The 19,694-nt window shown below is 66.5% G+C and carries 16 protein-coding genes; 13 read left to right on the forward strand and 3 right to left on the reverse strand.

Annotated elements, in window-relative coordinates:
• Positions 1–8: 8 nt before the first annotated feature.
• From OZN62_RS06335 to OZN62_RS06355, 5 genes are all read left to right on the forward strand, one after another.
• On the forward strand, positions 9–3,113 hold the full coding sequence (locus tag OZN62_RS06335; RefSeq protein ID WP_269101959.1) for an efflux RND transporter permease subunit: 3,105 nt from the start codon (positions 9–11) through the stop codon (positions 3,111–3,113).
• Positions 3,110–4,333 (forward strand): TolC family protein, encoded by a 1,224-nt coding sequence (locus OZN62_RS06340; protein WP_269101960.1) that lies wholly within the window; start codon positions 3,110–3,112, stop codon positions 4,331–4,333. The genes OZN62_RS06335 and OZN62_RS06340 overlap by 4 nt, the downstream gene beginning before the upstream one ends.
• 76 nt (positions 4,334–4,409) lie before the next feature.
• Positions 4,410–5,687, forward strand: coding sequence for a serine--tRNA ligase (serS, locus tag OZN62_RS06345; protein WP_269101962.1), 1,278 nt, complete (start codon positions 4,410–4,412; stop codon positions 5,685–5,687).
• Between the two features lie 3 nt (positions 5,688–5,690).
• Complete coding sequence (gene surE / locus OZN62_RS06350) at positions 5,691–6,446, forward strand: 5'/3'-nucleotidase SurE (RefSeq protein ID WP_269101963.1); 756 nt, start codon at positions 5,691–5,693, stop codon at positions 6,444–6,446.
• A 17-nt stretch (positions 6,447–6,463) separates the two neighbouring features.
• Positions 6,464–7,564 carry a potassium channel family protein gene (locus OZN62_RS06355; RefSeq protein WP_269101964.1) on the forward strand — a complete coding sequence of 367 codons (1,101 nt, stop codon included), beginning with the start codon at positions 6,464–6,466 and terminating at the stop codon, positions 7,562–7,564.
• A gap of 6 nt (positions 7,565–7,570) precedes the next feature.
• On the opposite strand, the gene OZN62_RS06360 is transcribed toward OZN62_RS06355, so the two are convergent.
• Positions 7,571–7,978: a DUF1761 domain-containing protein gene (locus OZN62_RS06360; protein WP_269101965.1), complete on the reverse strand. Its 408-nt coding sequence runs from the start codon at positions 7,976–7,978 to the stop codon at positions 7,571–7,573.
• Between the two features lie 76 nt (positions 7,979–8,054).
• Between OZN62_RS06360 and rimO the strand changes: the two genes are divergently transcribed.
• Positions 8,055–9,428 (forward strand): 30S ribosomal protein S12 methylthiotransferase RimO, encoded by a 1,374-nt coding sequence (rimO, locus tag OZN62_RS06365; RefSeq protein WP_269101966.1) that lies wholly within the window; start codon positions 8,055–8,057, stop codon positions 9,426–9,428.
• A 26-nt stretch (positions 9,429–9,454) separates the two neighbouring features.
• On the opposite strand, the gene OZN62_RS06370 is transcribed toward rimO, so the two are convergent.
• Both OZN62_RS06370 and OZN62_RS06375 read right to left on the reverse strand, forming a co-directional pair.
• Positions 9,455–10,195, reverse strand: coding sequence for a hypothetical protein (locus OZN62_RS06370; protein WP_269101967.1), 741 nt, complete (start codon positions 10,193–10,195; stop codon positions 9,455–9,457).
• Positions 10,188–10,562: a DUF6152 family protein gene (locus OZN62_RS06375; RefSeq protein WP_269101969.1), complete on the reverse strand. Its 375-nt coding sequence runs from the start codon at positions 10,560–10,562 to the stop codon at positions 10,188–10,190. Before OZN62_RS06375 ends, OZN62_RS06370 begins: the two co-directional genes overlap by 8 nt.
• A 74-nt stretch (positions 10,563–10,636) precedes the next feature.
• Between OZN62_RS06375 and OZN62_RS06380 the strand changes: the two genes are divergently transcribed.
• The 7 genes from OZN62_RS06380 to OZN62_RS06410 all read left to right on the forward strand — a co-directional run bounded on the left by OZN62_RS06380 (position 10,637) and on the right by OZN62_RS06410 (position 19,636).
• Positions 10,637–11,053 carry a secondary thiamine-phosphate synthase enzyme YjbQ gene (locus tag OZN62_RS06380; protein WP_269101970.1) on the forward strand — a complete coding sequence of 139 codons (417 nt, stop codon included), beginning with the start codon at positions 10,637–10,639 and terminating at the stop codon, positions 11,051–11,053.
• A gap of 37 nt (positions 11,054–11,090) precedes the next feature.
• Positions 11,091–11,891, forward strand: a complete 801-nt coding sequence (locus OZN62_RS06385; protein WP_269101971.1) for a transglutaminase-like domain-containing protein — start codon at positions 11,091–11,093, stop codon at positions 11,889–11,891.
• Between the two features lie 127 nt (positions 11,892–12,018).
• Positions 12,019–13,449 (forward strand): glucose-6-phosphate dehydrogenase, encoded by a 1,431-nt coding sequence (zwf, locus tag OZN62_RS06390; RefSeq protein WP_269101973.1) that lies wholly within the window; start codon positions 12,019–12,021, stop codon positions 13,447–13,449.
• On the forward strand, positions 13,442–15,256 hold the full coding sequence (gene edd, locus OZN62_RS06395; RefSeq protein ID WP_269101975.1) for a phosphogluconate dehydratase: 1,815 nt from the start codon (positions 13,442–13,444) through the stop codon (positions 15,254–15,256). The genes zwf and edd overlap by 8 nt, the downstream gene beginning before the upstream one ends.
• Complete coding sequence (locus OZN62_RS06400) at positions 15,253–16,233, forward strand: glucokinase (RefSeq protein ID WP_269101976.1); 981 nt, start codon at positions 15,253–15,255, stop codon at positions 16,231–16,233. Before edd ends, OZN62_RS06400 begins: the two co-directional genes overlap by 4 nt.
• Positions 16,230–16,865, forward strand: coding sequence for a bifunctional 4-hydroxy-2-oxoglutarate aldolase/2-dehydro-3-deoxy-phosphogluconate aldolase (gene eda / locus OZN62_RS06405; RefSeq protein ID WP_269101978.1), 636 nt, complete (start codon positions 16,230–16,232; stop codon positions 16,863–16,865). Before OZN62_RS06400 ends, eda begins: the two co-directional genes overlap by 4 nt.
• On the forward strand, positions 16,862–19,636 hold the full coding sequence (locus OZN62_RS06410; RefSeq protein ID WP_269101979.1) for a phosphoenolpyruvate carboxylase: 2,775 nt from the start codon (positions 16,862–16,864) through the stop codon (positions 19,634–19,636). The genes eda and OZN62_RS06410 overlap by 4 nt, the downstream gene beginning before the upstream one ends.
• Positions 19,637–19,694: the final 58 nt, after the last annotated feature.

Raw genomic sequence — 19,694 nt, forward strand, 5'->3', positions numbered from 1 at the left:
GCCGGACCATGCTGCGCGCCCTGATCGAAAAGGCCCTGTCGCTCCGGCTCGCGGTGATCGCACTGGCGCTGATCCTGGCAGGGTTCGGCGCATGGTCCTTCGCCCGGCTGCCGATCGATGCCTTTCCCGACATCAGCTCCACCCAGGTGAAAATCATCCTGCGCGCGCCCGGGATGACCCCGGAAGAGGTCGAAAGCCGCGTCATCACCCCCATCGAAATGGAAATGCTCGGCATCCCGGACCAGACCGTGCTGCGCTCGGTGGCCAAGTACGCGATCGCTGACATCACCATCGATTTCGAGGACGGGACAGATATCTACTGGGCGCGCCAGCAGGTCTCCGAACGGCTTGGCGCGGTGATGGCAGACCTTCCCGGCACAGTCGAAGGCGGCATGGCGCCGATCTCCACCCCGCTGTCGGACATGTACATGTTCACGCTGGAGGGGCCGCAGGACCTGGCCGAGAAGCGCCGCGTGCTGGACTGGATCATCCGTCCCGCGCTGCGCACCGTACCGGGTGTCGCCGACGTGAATGCGCTGGGCGGCTATGTCGAAACCTTCGAAGTCGCGCCCGACAATTCCGCGCTGGCCGCCGTGGGTCTCTCCACCGCCGACATTGCCGAGGCCACCGAAAGCGGCAACCGCAACGATGGTGCCGGGCGGTTGACCACGGGCGAGGAAGCCCTGATCGTGCGCACCACCGGCGCGATCCGGACGCTGGACGACCTCGCGAACACGGTCGTGCGGGCCAACGGCGGGGCGGTCGTCCGCCTGAGCGATGTCGCCGAAATCCGCACCGGCAGCCTCACTCGCTATGGCGCCGTCACCAAGGACGGCGAAGGCGAAGCGGTGCAGGGCCTGGTGATCGGCCTGCGCGGTGCGGATGCATCGCAGGTCGTTGCCGGAGTCGAGCAAAGGCTGGAGGAGATCGCACCGAGCCTGCCCGACGGCATGGCGGTCAACGTCTTCTACGACCGTTCCGACCTCATCACCCGCGCCGTGGGCACGGTGGAGAGCGCGCTGCTCGAAGCCACGGTGCTGGTGGTGCTGCTCCTGCTGCTGTTCCTCGGCGATTTCCGCGCCTCGGTAATCGTCGCGCTGGCACTGCCCATGGCCGCGTTGCTGACCTTCATCTTCATGCGGGCAATCGGCCTGACAGCCAACCTGATGAGCCTTGGCGGCCTGGCCATCGCGGTCGGGATACTGGTCGATGGCGCCGTAGTGGTGGTCGAGAACGTGGTCGAGCGCATGGCCGATCCGAAACATGCGAAGAGCAGCAAGGCCTACAACATCCTTGTCGCCAGCGCCGAAGTGTCCAAGCCGGTCGCCTCGGGCCTGGCCATCATCGCCGTGGTGTTCCTGCCGCTGCTCACGCTGGAGGGGCTGGAAGGCAAGCTGTTCTCGCCTGTCGCCCTAACCATCGTGCTGGCCCTGCTGTCAGCGCTGCTGCTCTCGCTCACGCTGATTCCGGTAATCGCCTACTACCTGCTGAAGGTGAAGGAGGGGCACCACGAACCGTGGCTGATGCGCAGGATTGCCCCGCGCTACCGTGTGCTGCTGGGGGGAGCCTTCGCCCGCCAGAAGCTGGTGTTTGGCATCGCCGGCGCTTCGCTGGCGGTCACAGCGCTCGCCTACACGGTGACCGGCAAGACCTTCCTGCCGGTGATGGACGAAGGATCGGTCGTCATGCAGCTCGCCAAGCTGCCCTCCGTCTCGCTCGAACACTCGCTCGAGGGCGATCTCGCCGTCGAGCGCGCGATCATGGAGGAAGTGCCCGAAGTGGAGGCCATCATCTCCCGTGTCGGCTCCGACGAGATCGGCCTCGATCCCATGGGCCTCAACGAAAGCGACGCCTTCCTGCAACTGGCCCCTCGCGACGAATGGCGCGTGTCCGACAAGGACTGGCTGGTCGACCAGCTGCGCGAAGTGACCGCCCGCTTCCCCGGTATCGAGCCCAGCTTCACCCAGCCGATCGATATGCGCACCTCGGAAATGCTTACCGGTGCGCGCGGCGACCTGGCGATCAAGCTGTTCGGCCCCGATCTCGATGAGCTTTCGCGCCTCTCGGGCGAGATCCAGGCCCGGCTGGAAACGATCGAGGGCACCAGCGAGGCGATGACCGTCGCCAATGACACTGTCGACTACCTGCAGCTCGATATCGACCGCGTGGCCGCCGGGCGGCTGGGCATGCCGGTGACCGACCTGCAGGACATGATGCGCGCGCAGGTCGAAGGGGTCCAGGCAGGCGTGGTGGCCGATGGCAACCGCCGCATTCCCATCCTCGTGCGCGGCGAAGGGCGCATGGCGGATACGCCGCAGGCCTTTGCCGACCAGGTCTACCAGTCCCCGTCGGGCCAGTTCGTGCGCGCCAGCGATGTCGCCGACTTCAACCTTGTCGAGGGTCCGGTGAAGCTGGAGCACGAGAACGGCTCCCGCTTCGCGCTGGTGCAGGCCTTCGTCACCGGGCGCGACCTGGTCGGGTATGTCGAAGAGGCGCGCGCGGATATTGCACAGAATGTCACCCTGCCCGCCGGTTACCGGCTGGAGTGGGGAGGACAGTTCGAGAACCAGCAGCGTGCCAGTGCGGGCCTGGGAATCGTGCTGCCGGTATCGGTGCTGATGATCTTCGCCATCCTTTATTTCACCCTCGGCTCGCTGCGGGCCTCGATCCTGATCCTGCTCAACATCCCCTTCGCCATGGTCGGCGGCATGGTCGCGCTGGCCGTGTCGGGCGAATACCTCTCGGTTCCCGCATCGGTCGGCTTCATCGCCCTGTTCGGCATCGCGGTGCTGAACGGGCTGGTGATGGTGTCCTACTTCCGCCAGCTGCGCAGCGAGGGCGTGCCCTTGGCCGAAGCCGTACGGCTGGGCGCGGAACGCCGGCTGCGCCCTGTACTGATGACCGCCAGCATCGCTGCCTTCGGCCTCGTCCCATTGCTGTTTGCCACCGGCCCCGGTTCGGAAATCCAGAAACCGCTGGCGATCGTGGTGGTCGGCGGCCTCGTCTCCGCGACACTGCTGACCCTCGTCCTGCTGCCGATACTCTACGAGCGTTTCGGCGAGAGCGCGGGCGAGCACGCGGAAGAGGAATGGACCGAAGGAGACCTCGCATGAGGCTTGCCGTCGCACTGCTCCCGCTGGCTGCTCTTGCCATGCCGCTTGCCGCCGAGCCGGGCCTGCCGGACGAAGCGCAGGTGGCCGCCGCGCTCGATGCCTATCCGGCGGTCGAAGCCGCACAGCAGCGCGTCGGCGCCGCGCGCTCCTCTGCCGAGGCGCGTGCGGCCAGCCCGCACGATTTCATCGTGACCGGCAGCTACACGCGCCGTTCGATCGAGCTTGAAGGCGATTTCGACGAGTTCAACGCCGACTTGATGCGTGGCATCCGCCTGCCCGGCAAGGCGCGGCTCGACCGCGAGATCGGCGTGCACCTTGTCGACGCGGCGGAGAACATGGCGGAGGACACGCGCCACCAGGCCGCCCTCATCCTCGCGCAGCACTGGTGGGACTGGCTCTCCGCCTCCGCCGCCGCGAAGGTGGACGAGCAGGCGGTCAGCAATCTCGAGGCAGCCCTGCGCGCGGTCCAGCGCCGGGTGGAGCTTGGCGACGCTGCCGCACTGGAAGCCGACCAGGCCGAGGCTGCGCTTGGGGCCGCCCGCGTGCGCGCCGCCCAGTCGGTGGGTGAGGCGAACCTCGCCCGAACCCGGCTTGCCACCCATTTCCCCGCGCTGGCTCTACCCAGCGAAGCCCCCGAGATTCCCGTGCCCGAAATCGCCCAGGGCGAACTCGAACGCTATTCCGCCATGGTCGTCGCCAACAGCCACGAAATCGCCGCTGCCGAGGCCCAGTCGCGTGCGGTCGAGGCTTCGGCGCAGCGCGCCCGGCTTGACCGGGTGGCCGATCCTTCGGTCGGTATCCGGGTCTTTTCCGAACGTGGCGGGGCCGAGACCGGTGCGGGACTGGTGTTCTCCATGCCTTTCGGCGGCAGCCGCCGCGGCGCGGTTGCAGACCAAGCCGCTGCCGAGGCCAGCGCCGCAATTGCCGATGCCCGGATGGCGCGCTTCGCGGTGAACGAGACTGCCGCGGCAGACCTGGCGCAGGCGCAATTCCGCATCGAATCCTGGCAGCGGGCCCGCGAAGGGCTGCGCGCACAGATGGCGGTCCTGTCACGGATGCGCCGCGGCCACGAACTGGGCGAGATCGACCTTGCCGACCTGCTGTTTGCCGAGCGCATGACTCACGACGCCTTCAGCCTCGAGGTCGCCGCGCGGGCCGAAGCGCAACGGGCAATCACCCAGATCCGCATCGACAGCCACGAGCTGTGGCTGAGGGACTGAGCGGACCAGCGCAAAGCCCCCCGTTTCCGCTCTTTGGCTGGACAATGCCCGTGCCCCCAAGGCATAGGCCGCGACCATGCATGATCTACGAATGATCCGAGAGAATCCGGAAGGCTTCGACACCGCGCTGGCACTGCGCGGGGTGGAGCCCGTGTCCGCCCGCGTCCTGGAACTGGACGAGCAGCGCCGCGCGCTTACCACGCAGTTGCAGGAAGCGCAGAGCCGCCGCAACGAGGCATCCAAAGCCATCGGCCAGGCCATGGGCCAGGGCGACAAGGACAAGGCCGAGGCGCTGAAGGCGGAAGTCGCCGAAATCAAGCAGGCCATGCCCGCGCTGGAAGAGCGCGAGAAGGCGCTCGGCACCGAGTTGAACGACCTGCTCGCCTCTATTCCCAACCTGCCCGCCGAAGGCGTGCCGGAAGGCGAGGACGAGAACGACAATCTCGAGGTCAGCCGCTGGACGACCCCGCGCACCTTCCATTTCGAAGCCAAGGAACACGCCGACATGGGCCCCGCACTCGGCATGGAGTTCGAAACGGCGGCCAGGATGTCGGGCGCGCGCTTCACCTTCCTGCGCGGCCAGATGGCGCGCCTGCACCGCGCACTGGCGCAGTTCATGCTCGACAAGCAGACTGCCGACAACGGCTACACCGAGTGCAACCCGCCGCTGCTGGTGCGCGACGAGGCCCTGTTCGGCACCGGCCAGCTGCCCAAGTTTGCCGAGGATCAGTTCCGCGCCAACGATCACTGGCTGATCCCCACGGCAGAGGTCTCACTGACCAATTCCGTGCGGGAACAGATCATCGACGATCTATCGTCCCCCATCCGCCTGACCGCCCTCACCCCCTGCTTCCGCAGCGAGGCCGGCGCGGCGGGCAAGGACACCCGCGGCTTCATCCGCCAGCACCAGTTCGAAAAGGTGGAGCTGGTCTCGATTTGCCGTCCGGAAGACGCGCACGACGAGCATATCCACATGGTCGAATCCGCCGAAAGCATCCTCCACGCGCTGGAACTGCCGCATCGCAAGATGCTGCTGTGCACCGGCGACATGGGCTTCGGCGCACGCAAGACCTTCGACCTGGAGGTCTGGCTGCCGGGCCAGGACGCCTATCGCGAAATCAGCTCGATCAGCTGGTGCGGCGATTTCCAGGCGCGGCGCATGAACGCGCGCTATCGTCCGGAAGACGGCGGCAAGAAGACCGAGTTCGTGCACACGCTGAACGGTTCCGGCCTCGCCGTGGGTCGCACGCTGGTGGCCGTGCTGGAAAACTACCAGCAGGAAGACGGCTCCGTCACCGTGCCCGAGGTCCTGAAGCCCTATATGGGCGGTCTCGAAAAACTGCTACCTGCCTGATCGATGCGCATCCTCCTTTCCAATGACGACGGCATCCACGCGCCCGGCATGGCCGTATTGGAAGAGCTGGCGGCCCAGCTGTCGGACGATGTCTGGGTCTGCGCGCCGGCAGAAGAGGCATCGGGGGCCGGCCACTCGCTGACGCTGCACCAGCCGGTGCGGCTGCGCGAACATGGCGAAAAGCGTTTCTCCGTCACCGGCACGCCGACGGATTCGGTCAACCTCGCGCTGCGCAAGCTGTTCGCCGACAAGCTGCCCGATCTGGTGATTTCCGGCGTCAACGCGGGCGAGAACCTGGGCGACGACATCACTTATTCGGGCACCGTCTCCGCCGCCATGGAAGGTGCGCTGGCGGGCATCCCGGCCATCGCCCTGAGCCAGGCGTTCCGCGAGAACGGTCGCAGCTTCTCCGCCACCGAAGGCTGGGGCAAGCGCGTGCTGGAACCGCTGGTGGACATGGCCATGGCCAAGCGCACGCTGGTCAACGTCAACTTCCCCGCCCTGCCAGCAGACAAGGTACGCGGCATCCGCGTGGTGCGGCAGGGCTTCCACGATTACGAGCGGGGCAGCCTGGTCGAGGGCACCGATCCGCGCGGGCGGCCCTATTACTGGTTCGGCCTGCAGGATGCCGAGCACACGCTGGACCACGGCACCGATCTGGAAGCGGTGGAAGACGGCTACATCGCCGTCACGCCCTTGCAGCTGGATCTGACCAACCATTCCGCCATCGGCGCGCTGGCGGACAGGTTCGCCGCGTGACGGGTTGCCGCTGAGCCATGGCGCGATCGCACACTAGGCCCCGTTCGGACCGCAAGCGGCTTGCCAAGCGGCGGTTCGCGCCGCTGCGCCGCGCGGTAAAGATCCCGGTCTGGGGCGACCTCGGCATCCGGCTGGGCCTCGCGCTGTTCCTGATTTTCGTCGTGGTCATGATCCACTGGTGGGACCGCGAAGGACTGGTCGACAATCTCGACGGCCACGTCAGCTTCCTCGACGTGATCTATTTCACCATGATCTCCATCACCACCACCGGCTTTGGCGACATTGCGCCCATCAGCGACCGCGCGCGGCTGGTGGAGGCGGTAATCGTGACGCCGGTCCGTTTCGCCGTGCTGTTCATCTTCGTCGGCACCGCCTACAACTTCCTCATCAAGCGCAGCTGGGAGAAATTCCGCATGGCCCGCATCCAGGAACAGCTTTCCAACCACGTCGTCGTGCTGGGCTTCGGCATCTCCGGCTCGGAGGCCGTGGGCGAACTTATCGAGCGCGGCACCGATCCCGCCTGCATCGTCGTGATGGACATGGACGAGGAACGGCTGGAGCAGGCCGAGGCGCTGGGCTGCAACGTGATCGAGGCCGACGCCACGCGCGACGAGAACCTCGAGGCCGTGCGCATCGACCAGGCGCAGACCGTGCTGGTTTCCGCCGGGCGCGACGACAGCTCGATCCTGATCGTGCTGACCGTGCGCCACTTGGCGCCCAAGGTGCCGATCAGCGTGGTGGTGCGCGCTGCCGACAACGAACTGCTGGCGCGGCAGGCGGGCGCGGACAACGTGATCAACCCGGTGCGTTTCACCGGCCTGCTGCTGGCGGGCAGCGCGCGCGGCGCGCATATCGCCGATTACCTGGGCGACCTCGCCTCTGTCACTGGCCGCGTGAAGCTGGTCGAGCGCGAGGTGCTGCCCGAGGAAATCGGCAAGCCGCTGAGCGACCTCGCCACCGGCGGGCGCGGCCTGCGCATCTATCGCAACGGCACTGCCTGCGGCTTCTGGGAGCACGAGGCCGATTGCCTGCAGGCCGGCGACATCGTCGTCGAAATCCTGCCGACCGAGCCGGAAAACGGTGTCGGCGATGCCGAAGTCCTCGCCTCCACCGACTAGCGCACCCTATCCCATCAGGATGAACACGCCGCCCGCCGCGGCCATGCCGACGATGAAGTAGCCGGCATCGATGGCGAACAGCTTGCCCGGCTTCATCTGGTACAGGTAATTGATGCCAATGGCCGGGGCCATGATGGTCGCGGCGAAGCCGACTGCCATCATCATCACGATATGCGGCTGCCCGCTGGACCGCGCGACGCTGTGACCCAGCATGGTCACCACCAGCATCTCGAACAGGAAGCACAGCAGCATGATCAGCCAGGTCGGATTGCGGCCCGGCTGCTTGACCGTTTCCTCGTTCACGCCGGTCAGTCCCATCCAGGTCTTGCCGAACAGCGGGCCGTACCAGACAGCACCGATCAGGAAGAACGCGACGCTGCCCAGCAGCACCGCAAGCAGGTTGATATCGCCCATGTTCCCAACTCCCCCGAAGTCTCTCCTGCGCAAAGTCTAGCGCAAAGGCCCGCACGCGTGTAGGGGGCCGCCCGTCATGGCATCGCAAATACCCGAACAGAAGCGCGTGGGCATGGTCAGCCTCGGCTGTCCCAAGGCGCTGGTCGATTCAGAGCGCATTCTCACGAAGCTGCGCGCCGATGGCTATGCCATGAGCCCCGACTATGCCGGGGCCGACGTGGTGCTGGTAAACACCTGCGGCTTCCTCGATTCCGCCAAGGAGGAGAGCCTCGAAGCGATTGGCGAGGCGATCAACGAGAACGGCCGCGTCATCGTGACCGGCTGCATGGGTGACGAGGCGGAGTTGATCCGCAAGCGTTTCCCGCAGGTTCTCGCGATTACCGGCGCGCACCAGTACGAAGACGTGGTGGAAGCGGTGCACGAAGCCGCGCCGCCTTCGCAAGGGCCGTTCATCGACCTCGTCCCGCAGCCGACCGACCAGATGGTGAAGCTGACCCCGCGTCACTACAGCTACCTGAAGATTTCCGAGGGCTGCAATCACTCCTGCGCCTTCTGCATTATCCCGCAGCTGCGTGGGAAACTGGCCAGCCGCCGGATCGACGCCGTGCTGCGCGAGGCGGAGAAGCTGGTCGCTGCCGGGACCAAGGAATTGCTGGTTATCAGCCAGGACACCTCCGCCTACGGTGTCGATACCCGGCACGAGGAACGCATGTGGAAGGGGCACCCGGTCCGTGCCCACATGACCGACCTGGCCCGCGAACTGGGCCAACTGGACATCGGCGGCGGCGTGCCGCCGTGGGTGCGGCTGCACTACGTCTATCCCTATCCGCACGTCGACCAAGTCATCCCGCTGATGGCCGAAGGGCTGCTGACACCCTACCTCGACATTCCCTTCCAGCACGCCAGCCCGAAGGTGCTGAAGGCGATGAAGCGCCCGGCGAACGAGGCCAAGGTGCTCGAACGGCTGAAGTCGTGGCGGGAAATCTGCCCGGAGATCGCCATCCGCTCCAGCTTCGTGGTCGGCTTCCCCGGTGAGACCGAGGAGGACTTCCAGTACCTGCTCGACTGGCTGGAAGAAGCCCAGCTCGACCGTGTCGGGGCCTTCCGGTTCGAACCGGTCGAAGGCGCGCAGGCCAATGCCCTGCCCGATCCGGTGCCCGAAGAGGTGAAGGAAGAACGCTACGCCCGCGTGATGGAGGTCACCGAGCGGATCAGCGCCGCCAAGCTGGAGGCCAAGATCGGCAAGACCCTGCCCGTCATCATCGACGAGGTCGGCGAGCCGGACGAGGACGGCGACATCGGCGCAACCGGTCGTTCACAGGCCGATGCGCCGGAAATCGACGGACAGGTGTTCCTGCGCAACGTGCCCGCCACGCTGGTGGCTGGCGATATCGTGCAGGTGAACGTCGAGGACGCCGACGCACACGACCTGTTCGGCGTTATTGCCTGACGGCGATCAACGATGCGCGATCAGCGCTATTCCGGGGCGCTGGCTGAATATTCGAGGGCAAAGCTGGGGTCGCATTCGTAGGGGTAGACGTGCTCACCCTCGCGCAGCTCCCATTCGATCCAGCGCGCACCGTTGTTGGCCAGCATCCTTGGGTCGGAGAACCACTGCGTCGCCACCAGTCGCCCGGTCGTTTCGTCGACGCGATAGCGTTCGATCATGCGCACTTGGTCACTGTGGTCGAGGCCGTTGTTGGTAATGGTGGAGACGGCGATATGGCTGGTCTCGATTACCAGCTCGTCACCCTCCCAGTGGCCGGTGGAGAAGCCCATCTTCGAATGCGGGTAGCCCTCCGGCGCCTCGCGGCCATCCATAAACACCAGTCGCACCTGGTCGAAATATTCGTTGCGGATGACGATCAGCTCGTCGGTCTGGTGGATCTCGAACGGGAACGGGCCTTGCAGGGCGTAGATTATGCTGGGCGGCAGGCACACGCGCTCGAGCGCGAACTCGTCTTCCGGCTGCCAGCTCTCGGCGCGCGCCAGCGCCTCCTCGGTCAATTCCAGTCCGCCATATTCGCCGCGCGGGAATTCGACCACGCCGGTGTCCTCCACCAGCACGGTATCGGGCGGCAGTTTCGCCAGCATGTCGGGGGCAGGCTCGCCAAAGTCGAAGACGGGACCCCAGAAACCGGACAGGTCCGGCGGCGCATCCTGCGCAGCGGCCGGCGTGCTGGCGAGCAGCAGGACTGCGACGAGCGGCCTAATCATCGTTCCGCCCGAACGGGGCAGTGCCGATGAGGGCGCCCGATGCATCGCGCGCCTCCTGCAGCCGCATGTAGTTCCGCCCGTCGCGGGCCCGCCAGCCGGAAATGGTCACCCGTTGTCCGGGGCGCAGGCTGGCGCGGGTCCACCCGCGGCGGCGCAGGACGACAGGGGCATTGGTCTCGGCGCGCCATTCTTCCCCGTCGACATCGAACACCACGGTGCCGTGCGGATTGGTGAAGCGGAACGCGGTGACCGTGCCTTGCAGCGTCACATGGTCCTGCGGATCGAAATAGACCGCGAAGGAATGATGGGCGGCGGACGGCAAGCTCGCCAGTCCCAATCCCAGTGCCACAAGTCCCGCAAACCGCATTGCAAATCCTCCCGCTCCGACTCTTGCCGCGAAAAGCGAGTGCGGTCCAGCGGCGGCATCGCTATGGCGGGGACATGCAACAGGATCAGCACCGCTTTACCATCCATACCGCCGGCCAGGCGCTGTACGAGTTTACCGACGAGGTGGCCCGCTGGCTGGACGGCACCGGCATCGACACCGGCCTCGTCACCCTATTCTGCCGCCACACCTCGGCCAGCCTGCTGATCAACGAGAACGCCGCCCCCGCCGTTCAGCGCGACCTGCTGCGCTGGCTGTCGCAGACCGTCCCCGAAGGCCCGCACTACGAACATGACAGTGAAGGACCGGACGACATGCCCGCGCATATCCGCACCATGCTGACCGGCGCTTCGCTCAGCGCGCCTGTGGCAGGTGGCCGCATGCTGCTGGGCACCTGGCAGGGCCTCTACCTTGCCGAGCATCGCCGCGCCCCGCACAGCCGCGAAATCGTGGCGCACGTCATCGGCGATTAGTCGAAACCTCCCGCCCTCCTGCACGTTCGTTCCGCATATGCCCATCGACATTTCCGCCCGGTTCGCCTTCCACCTCGACCAGCCGACCGACCTGCTGTTGCAGTTCGAGGCGGCGGCCATCCCGGAACAGAAGATCCTCTCCAGCGAGACCCGGCTGGCCGAGGCGATGCATGTCGCCCGCGTACCCGCGCAGGACAGCATCGGCGAACGCATCTGGGTGCGCGCACTGGGCGACTATTCGGTCGAGTATTCGGCCCGGGTCGCCGTGGAACGACTGGCGCCGGAACTTGGCTCGCTGGCGATGGTCGACCCGCACGAGCTGCCCGGCGAGGCGGTCGGATACCTGTTCGATTCCCGCTATTGCCAGGCCGACCGGATGCAGAGCTTCGTCGCCGATCGTTTCGGCAAGCTGGAAGGCGGTGCCAAGGTCGCCGCCATGCGCGACTGGATCGCGGAGAACTTCCATTACGTGCCCGGCGCCAGCACCCCCAACACCACCGCGCTCGACAGTTTCGTGGAACGGCGCGGTATCTGCCGCGACTATGCGCACGTGCTGGTCACCTTCGCCCGCGCCTCCACCATCCCCGCCCGCTATGTCGCCTGCTATGCGCCGGGCGTGGAACCGCAGGACTTCCATGCCGTGGCCGAGGTGTTCCTCAACGATCCGACCGCGCCGGGCGGTGGCGCCTGGTACCTCGTCGATGCGACCGGCATGGCCGACCCGGCCAAGACCGCCAAGATCGGCATCGGCCGCGATGCCGCCGACGTTTCCTTCCTGACCAGCTTCGGCCTCTCCCGCTTCGATTCCAGTGAGGTGCAGGTTACGGAAACGAAATGAGCACACGGCTAGCTTGTGAACGTTCACAAGTTCAGCTAGGAGTGGTTTCAAAGGATAATGTTGCGCTGCAACATGGAGGATGTCTACAATTGTCGAATACGACCACTCAGTCAGCCGGGGATCGCGCGTGAGTACAAGGGCACAAACGCTAATCCTGTTCGGGGCCACCGGCGACCTGTCGCAACGGATGCTCCTCCCCTCGCTTTGCGCGCTTGATGCGGAGGATCTGCTGGGCGAAGAGCTGCAGATCGTCGGCACGGCCCGGTCGCAGCTTTCGGACGGAGAATTCCGCAATTTCGCCCGCGCCGCGATAGAGAAATACCTGCCCGCCGAACGGCGCGGCAGCATGGCCGGGTTCATCAACCGGCTGAGCTACAGCCAGCTCGATGTGACCACGCCCGAAGGTTACAAGGAACTGGCCGACAAAGTCGGGCCGGATCGCCAGGTGGCGACTTTCCTGTCCACCGCGCCCAGCCTGTTCAAGCCGACCATCGAAGGCCTCGCAGCGCATGGCCTGGCCGCCGATAATGCGCGCATCTGCCTGGAGAAGCCGCTCGGCACGGACCTCGAAAGCTCCTGCGCCATCAACGATGCCGTGGCCGCGGCTTACCCGGAAGACCGCATCTTTCGCATCGACCATTACCTCGGCAAGGAGACGGTGCAGAACCTGATCGCGCTGCGCTTTGCCAACATCCTGTTCGAACCGCTGTGGAACGCCCAGCATATCGAGCACGTGCAGATCACCGTCGCGGAAACGGTGGGGCTGGAAAGCCGCGTCGATTTCTACGACGGCGCGGGCGCCCTGCGTGACATGGTGCAGAACCACATGCTGCAACTGCTGGCGCTCGTGGCGATGGAACCGCCCGGCAGCTTTGAAGCTGGCGCCGTGCGCGACGAGAAGGTGAAGGTGCTGCGCGCGCTACGTGGGCTGACCGACGAGGAAAGCGTCACCGGTCAGTACAAGGGCGGTGCCTCCAGCGGGGAGATCGTGCCCGGCTACGCGGAGGAACTGGGTCGCATGAGCACGACCGAGACCTTCGTCGCGCTGAAGGCGCATATCGACAACTGGCGGTGGCAGGGCGTGCCCTTCTACCTGCGCACCGGCAAGCGCCTGCCCGAGCGCGTGACCGAAATCATCGTGCACTTCCGCAACGTGCCGCACTCCATCTTCCCTGGCGCGCGGCTGTGCCCCAACAAGCTGGTGATCGGCATCCAGCCGGAGGAGAACATCACCCTCTCGCTGATGGCCAAGGTGCCCGGCATCGAACACGAGGGGATGACGCTGCGCGAAGTACCGCTGAACATCGCCATGCCCGACGCCTTTACCGGCAAGCACAAGCGGATCGCCTACGAGCGCCTGCTGCTGGACCTGATCAACGGCGACCAGACGCTGTTCGTCCGCCGCGACGAGGTGGAGGCACAGTGGCAATGGATCGACGCCATCCGCGCCGGGTGGGAGGAAAGCGGCAAGACGCCGAAGCCCTACAATGCCGGCAGCTGGGGGCCGAGTGCCGCCATTGCGCTGGCCGAACGCGACGGAGTGAGCTGGCATGAGTAAGTTGCATCCCACCATCGAGCGCGTCACCGACCGTATCATCGAGAAGTCGAAGGCCAGCCGCAGCGCCTATCTCGACCTGATCGACCGCGAGGCCGACAACCAGCCCGAACGCGGCCAGGTGAGCTGCTCCAACCTCGCCCACGCCTTTGCCGGGGCGCTGGAGGACCAGGAAGCGCTGAAGACCAATGCAGGGCCGAACATCGGCGTGGTCACGGCCTACAACGATATGCTCAGCGCGCATCAACCGTATGGGCGCTACCCGGAACGGCTGAAGATCTACGCCCGCGAAGTGGGTGCCACCGCGCAGGTTGCCGGCGGCACGCCCGCCATGTGCGACGGGGTGACGCAGGGCGAGACGGGCATGGAACTGAGCCTGTTCAGCCGCGACGTGATCGCGCTCAGCACTGGCGTGGCCCTCAGCCATGCCATGTACGACGGCATGCTGCTGCTGGGCATTTGCGACAAGATCGTGCCCGGCCTGCTGATGGGCGCCTTGCGCTTCGGCCACCTGCCCGCCGTCTTCGTGCCGAGCGGCCCGATGCCAAGTGGCGTTTCCAACAAGGAGAAGCAGCGCGTCCGCCAGCTCTATGCGGAGGGCAAGGCGACACGGGCCGAGTTGCTCGAAAGCGAACTGGGCAGCTATCACTCGCCCGGCACCTGCACCTTCTACGGCACGGCCAATTCCAACCAGATGATGATGGAGCTGATGGGTCTTCACGTGCCTGGCGCAGCCTTCTTCCAGCCGGGCACCAAGATCCGCCAGGCGCTGGACCGCGCCGCCGTGCACCGCGTGGCGGCGATGGGACGCGGCGGCAACGACTATCGCCCGCTCGGTCACTGTGTAGACGAGAAGGCGATCGTCAACGCCGCCGTCGGCCTGCTGGCAACGGGCGGATCGACCAACCACGCCATCCATATCCCCGCCTTCGCGCGGGCAGCCGGCGTGCAGATCGACTGGACCGACCTGTCCGAACTCTCCAGCGCCGTGCCGCTGCTGGCGCGCGTCTATCCCAATGGCTCGGGCGACGTGAACCACTTCCACGATGCCGGCGGAATGGGCTTCGTGATCAAGGAACTGCTCGGCGCGGGCCTGGCGCACGCCGACGTGCTCGGCGTCGGCGAGGAACGCGGCATGGGCCAGTACAGCCAGGAACCGTGGCTGGACGAGGACAAGCTCGACTGGCGCGATGTCGGCGAGAGCGGCGACGATGAAATGTTACGTCCCGCCAACGATCCTTTCCAGCCCGATGGCGGGATGCGGCTGGTGCAGGGCAACCTGGGCCGCGCCTGTTTCAAGTCCTCCGCCGTCGACAAGGAACGCTGGACCATCGAGGCACCCTGCCGCGTGTTCCAGACCCAGCACGAGGTGGCCGAAGCCTTCAAGGCGGGCGAGCTGGACCGCGATGTCGTGGTGGTCGTCCGTTTCCAGGGGCCGCGCGCAAACGGCATGCCGGAACTGCACAAGCTTACCCCGCCGCTGGGCGTCCTGCAGGATCGCGGATACCGCGTGGCGCTGGTCACCGATGGCCGCATGAGCGGCGCCAGCGGCAAGGTGCCTTCTGCCATCCATTGCTCGCCCGAAGCGCTGGGCGGCGGCCCGCTCTCGCTACTGCGCGATGGCGACATGGTGAAGGTCTGCGCCGCCACCGGCGAGCTGTCGACCACGGCGGACCTTGCCACCCGCACGCCCGCGCCCGATCCGGCGCCCGAAAGCGGCACCGGACGCGAACTGTTCGCCATGTTCCGCAACATGGCCGACGAAGCCGAAAAGGGTGGCAGCGCCATGCTCGCCACGGCAGGACTATGACCGAGATCGTCTCCGTCGACATCGGCGGCACCCACGCCCGCTTTGCCATCGCCAGCCGGCACCCTGACGGCACGATCACGCTTGACGAGCCAATCACCCTGCACACCGAGGATCACGCCAGCTTCCAGACCGCCTGGGAGGATTACCGCGCGCGCAAGGGCGGCACACTGCCCGATGCCGTCAGCATGGCGATTGCCGGACCGGTGGGAGGCGACGTGATCCGCTTCACCAACAATCCCTGGATCATCCGTCCGGCGCTGGTGCAGGAGAAGCTGGGCGTCTCCACCCATACCATCGTCAACGATTTCGAGGCCGTGGCCCATGCCGTGGCGCGTGCGGGGGATGACGAGTTCCTGCACCTGACCGGCCCCGAAGGCCCGCTGCCGCCGACCGGCAGGCTTACCGTCATGGGTCCGGGCACGGGGCTTGGCGTGGCGCATCTCTATCGCGAGCCGGACGGCACCTACCGGGTCTCCGCCACCGAGGGCGGCCATATCGACTTTGCCCCACTCGACCCAATCGAAGATGCGATCCTCGCCCGCCTGCGCAAACGCCACACCCGCGTCTCGGTGGAGCGCGTGGTGGCCGGCCCCGCGATCGTCGACATCTACAATACCCTCGCTGCACTGGAGGGTCGCGCGGTGAAGGAACAGGACGACGTGGCAATCTGGACCGCGGGCATGGAAGGCACCGACAGTCTCGCCGCCGCTGCAGTGGACCGCTTCTGCCTTTCGCTCGGATCGGTCGCAGGCGACATGGCGCTGGCGCACGGCGCCAAAGCGGTCGTCATCGCCGGCGGACTGGGGTATCGTCTGCGCAACATCCTGCCCAAGTCGGGCTTTGCCGAACGCTTCTGCGCCAAGGGCCGCTTTGCCGGCCTGATGGAAAAGCTGCCGGTCAAGCTCATCACTCACCCGCAGCCGGGCCTGTTCGGTGCAGCTGCCGCCTACTTCCAGAGCCACGGAGACGCCGCATGAGCGACACCAGAGCCTACTCGCCAAGCGAGATCGAACGCGTGATGCGCATGGGTCCGGTAATCCCGGTGCTGGTGGTGGAAGATGTCGGCAAGGCGCGCGAGCAAGCCGAGGCGCTTGTCGAAGGCGGGCTGAAGGTGCTGGAAGTCACCCTGCGCACGCCTGACGCGCTGGAAGCGATCAAGCGGATGAACCTCGTCCCCGGCGCGGTTGTCGGCGCGGGCACGGTTACCAATGCCCGCCAGTTACGCGAAGCGCTCGATGCCGGCAGCGAATTCATCGTCTCGCCCGGCCTGACGCAGCCTCTGGGCGAAGCGGCCGTGAAATCCGGCGTACCCTTCCTGCCCGGCACGGCCACGGCGGGCGACATCATGCGCGGGCTGGACCTCGGCCTGACACACTTCAAGTTCTTCCCGGCCATGGCGGCGGGCGGAATTCCGGCGCTGAAGGCGCTGGCAGCGCCCTTCGGCCAGTGCCGTTTCTGCCCGACCGGCGGGATTTCGGTGGACACCGCGGCCGACTGGCTGGCGCTCCCCTACGTCCATTGCGTCGGCGGCAGCTGGGTCGCGCCGAAAGGTGCCTCACCCGAGGAAATTACGGAGCTGGCCCGCGCCGCATGCGGCCTGGCTGCATGACCAGCTACTCCGACCTGACCGAACGCCTGCAGGAACTGCACCAGCGCACGGGCGAAACACCGCTGTTCAACCCGGTCTTCCAGCTGGGGCACGATCTCTCCCGCCAGCTCGAGGCAGGCGAACTGACGCTCGACGATTTCGAGCGGCTGATTGCCGAACTCGAAGTCGCCGCGCTGGAACAACGCGCGCAGCGGGTCCAGCGGATGGTCTCGCCGATTGCCAGCGACGAGAACGAGGCAGCCCTCGCGGCATCGCTGGACTGCCCCGACTTCGCCGGGTTCAAGGCGCGCTGGGAACGACCGCAGCTGCACGCGGTCTTCACCGCGCACCCGACGTTCCTGCTGACACCCGACCAGTCCGACGCCGTCGCCACCACCGCGTCGGGCACCGATGCGATCAGCGCGGCTTGCGTGGGCGGAGAGCGGCCACAGGTCACCCTGACCTACGAACACCAGCGGGCCATGCGCGCCATCGGCCACGCGCAGGAAGCCCGCAGCGCCATCGTCGCGCAATTGCTGCGCCACGCGCGCGAGCACTGGCCGGAGAGCTGGACTGAACTGCAACCGCTGCCGTTCCGCTTCGCCACTTGGGTCGGCTACGACATGGATGGCCGCACGGACATCACCTGGTCCAATTCCATCGGTTTCCGCTTGTCGGAGAAGGCCGAGCGGCTGCAACGCTATGTCGCCAGCCTGGAAGCAATCGACGCCGACCACGCCTTGCTGGCGGAACTGCGTCCCGCCGCGCTCTATGCGCTTGAACGCGCGCAGGATTTCGCTGCCGACCTGTCCGATCCCGCCGCGCTGTCCGTCGCCGCCAACCGCCTCACCGCCAGCGATCCGCGCAAGCTTCTGAGCCTCACCCCGTTTATCGACGCGCTGGAGGCCGAGGCCCGCGAGGCCGACGATGCCGACCGGGCAATCAAGCTGAAAACCCTTGCCGCCGCCATGCGCGCCGATGGCCTTGGCATGGGCTGGATCCATTTCCGGGTGAACGCCAAGCAGCTGCACAACGCCATCCGCCGCCGGATCGACCCCGAGGGCAACCTCGACCTCGCCAGCAAGGGCGCGGTGGTGCACCTGCGCCGCGCGATCGAGGAAATCCAGCCGCGCCGCAGTAACTTCGGCGCGCTGGCGATAGAGGCCAGCACCGCCACCCGGCAGTTTCTCGCCATGGCGCAGATCCTTGCCCATATCGATGTCGACGCGCCGATCCGCATGCTGATCGCCGAGTGCGAGGAGCCGGCGACAGTCCTCGCTGCGCTCTATTTCGCCAAGCTTTTCGCGATTGAGGACAAGGTCGACATCTCGCCCCTGTTCGAGACCGAGACCGCGCTGGAACACGGCGGCCGCTTCCTCGACGAACTGCTGGCAGAGCCGGTCTACCAGCAATATGCCAAGGGCCGCGGGCGTGTCGCCATCCAGACGGGTTTCTCCGACGCCGGGCGCTTTGTGGGTCAGATCCCCGCCAGCCTTGCCATCGAACGTCTTCAGGGCCGCCTATCCGCAGCCATGGAAGAGAACGGCCTGACCGATGTCGCGGCGCTGATCTTCAACACCCACGGCGAGTCCATGGGTCGCGGCGCACATCCCAACAACATGGCCGACAGGCTCGACTGGGCGCTCAGCCCCTGGGCCAAGCGGCGCTTCGCCCGTGCAGGCATCACGCTCGAGCCGGAAGTCAGCTTCCAGGGCGGCGATGGCTACCTGTGGTTCTCCACCCCCGAACTGGCGCGCGCCATGCTCACCCGCATTGCCGTGCTGCGTCCGGCGGAAACCGACGCCGATGCGCCGAAGGACACCTTCTACCAGCGCACTGACCTGAGCCTGGATTTCTACCGCGCGGTGAAGGAACACCAGCGCGAGCACCTGGAGAGCCGCACCTACAGCCGCGCGATCACCGCATTCGGGCTGGGCCTGCTCAATTCCACCGGCAGCCGCGTCAGCCGCCGCCAGAGCGACCTTTCGGCGGACCGCGAGATGAGCCTGCGGCAGATCCGCGCCATTCCGCACAACGCCGTGCTGCAACAGCTGGGCTATCCGGTGAACGTGATTGCCGGGGTCGGTACCGCCACCCACGGCAATTACGAGGAACTTGGCGCACTGCTGGCGGAAAGCCCGCGCGGGCGCGAACTCGTCCGGCTGGTGCGCGCCGCCAATGCGCTGGCAAGCGTGAAGACGGTCGCCGCCTATGGCGAGCTGTTCAACTCCGCCTATTGGGCCAGCCGGCCCTATCGCGGCACCGAAACGCACCTCGCCGCCGCTTGCGAGAGCCTGAGCGAATACCTGGTGAAGGACGACCGCGTGGGCGTGTTCCGCCGCCTTGCCAGCCGCCTGCGCGTCGATGCGATGAAGCTGCACCGCCTGCTGGACCACGTTCCCGACGAGACGCCGGTGGAGAACCGCGAGGACAAGCGCCGAATGATCGGCGTGCTGCAATCGCTGCGCCTCGCCTTGTTCCAGGCGATGTTTATCCGCGCCGTCAGCGTGCCGGTATTCAGCCGCGCCAACGACGTGTCGCGCGACGACGTGCTGGAAATGGTCTTTACCCTGCGCGTGGACGAGGCGCTGGCGCAGTTGCGGCGCGCGTACCCCACGCAGTTCCCGCGCATCGACCGCTTCGACCTGACCGAGCCGACCGACTGGCCGGACGGCGGCGACGAGGGATACGAGGCCATCCACCGCGACTTCATCGACCCGATCGAGCGCGCCTATGCCCTCTCGCTGCGGGTAACCACGGCCATCGCCAACATCTTCGGCGCGCATGGTTAAGCCGGCTTAACCGGTCGACCTCCACCGTTCCAAAACTGGACGCGCGTACGTGCGCGAT

Source organism: Aurantiacibacter sp. MUD11 (genome assembly GCF_026967575.1).
Classification (GTDB): Bacteria; Pseudomonadota; Alphaproteobacteria; order Sphingomonadales; family Sphingomonadaceae; genus Alteraurantiacibacter.

Bases quoted from the DNA above. Each gene is read 5' to 3' on its own strand.
- OZN62_RS06335 (WP_269101959.1), top strand. From the start codon at position 9: ATGCTGCGCGCCCTGATCGAAAAGGCCCTGTCGCTCCGGCTCGCGGTG.
- OZN62_RS06340 (WP_269101960.1), top strand. From the start codon at position 3,110: ATGAGGCTTGCCGTCGCACTGCTCCCGCTGGCTGCTCTTGCCATGCCG.
- serS (WP_269101962.1), top strand. From the start codon at position 4,410: ATGCATGATCTACGAATGATCCGAGAGAATCCGGAAGGCTTCGACACC.
- surE (WP_269101963.1), top strand. From the start codon at position 5,691: ATGCGCATCCTCCTTTCCAATGACGACGGCATCCACGCGCCCGGCATG.
- OZN62_RS06355 (WP_269101964.1), top strand. From the start codon at position 6,464: ATGGCGCGATCGCACACTAGGCCCCGTTCGGACCGCAAGCGGCTTGCC.
- OZN62_RS06360 (WP_269101965.1), bottom strand. From the start codon at position 7,978: ATGGGCGATATCAACCTGCTTGCGGTGCTGCTGGGCAGCGTCGCGTTC.
- rimO (WP_269101966.1), top strand. From the start codon at position 8,055: ATGGCATCGCAAATACCCGAACAGAAGCGCGTGGGCATGGTCAGCCTC.
- OZN62_RS06370 (WP_269101967.1), bottom strand. From the start codon at position 10,195: ATGATTAGGCCGCTCGTCGCAGTCCTGCTGCTCGCCAGCACGCCGGCC.
- OZN62_RS06375 (WP_269101969.1), bottom strand. From the start codon at position 10,562: ATGCGGTTTGCGGGACTTGTGGCACTGGGATTGGGACTGGCGAGCTTG.
- OZN62_RS06380 (WP_269101970.1), top strand. From the start codon at position 10,637: ATGCAACAGGATCAGCACCGCTTTACCATCCATACCGCCGGCCAGGCG.
- OZN62_RS06385 (WP_269101971.1), top strand. From the start codon at position 11,091: ATGCCCATCGACATTTCCGCCCGGTTCGCCTTCCACCTCGACCAGCCG.
- edd (WP_269101975.1), top strand. From the start codon at position 13,442: ATGAGTAAGTTGCATCCCACCATCGAGCGCGTCACCGACCGTATCATC.
- OZN62_RS06400 (WP_269101976.1), top strand. From the start codon at position 15,253: ATGACCGAGATCGTCTCCGTCGACATCGGCGGCACCCACGCCCGCTTT.
- eda (WP_269101978.1), top strand. From the start codon at position 16,230: ATGAGCGACACCAGAGCCTACTCGCCAAGCGAGATCGAACGCGTGATG.
- OZN62_RS06410 (WP_269101979.1), top strand. From the start codon at position 16,862: ATGACCAGCTACTCCGACCTGACCGAACGCCTGCAGGAACTGCACCAG.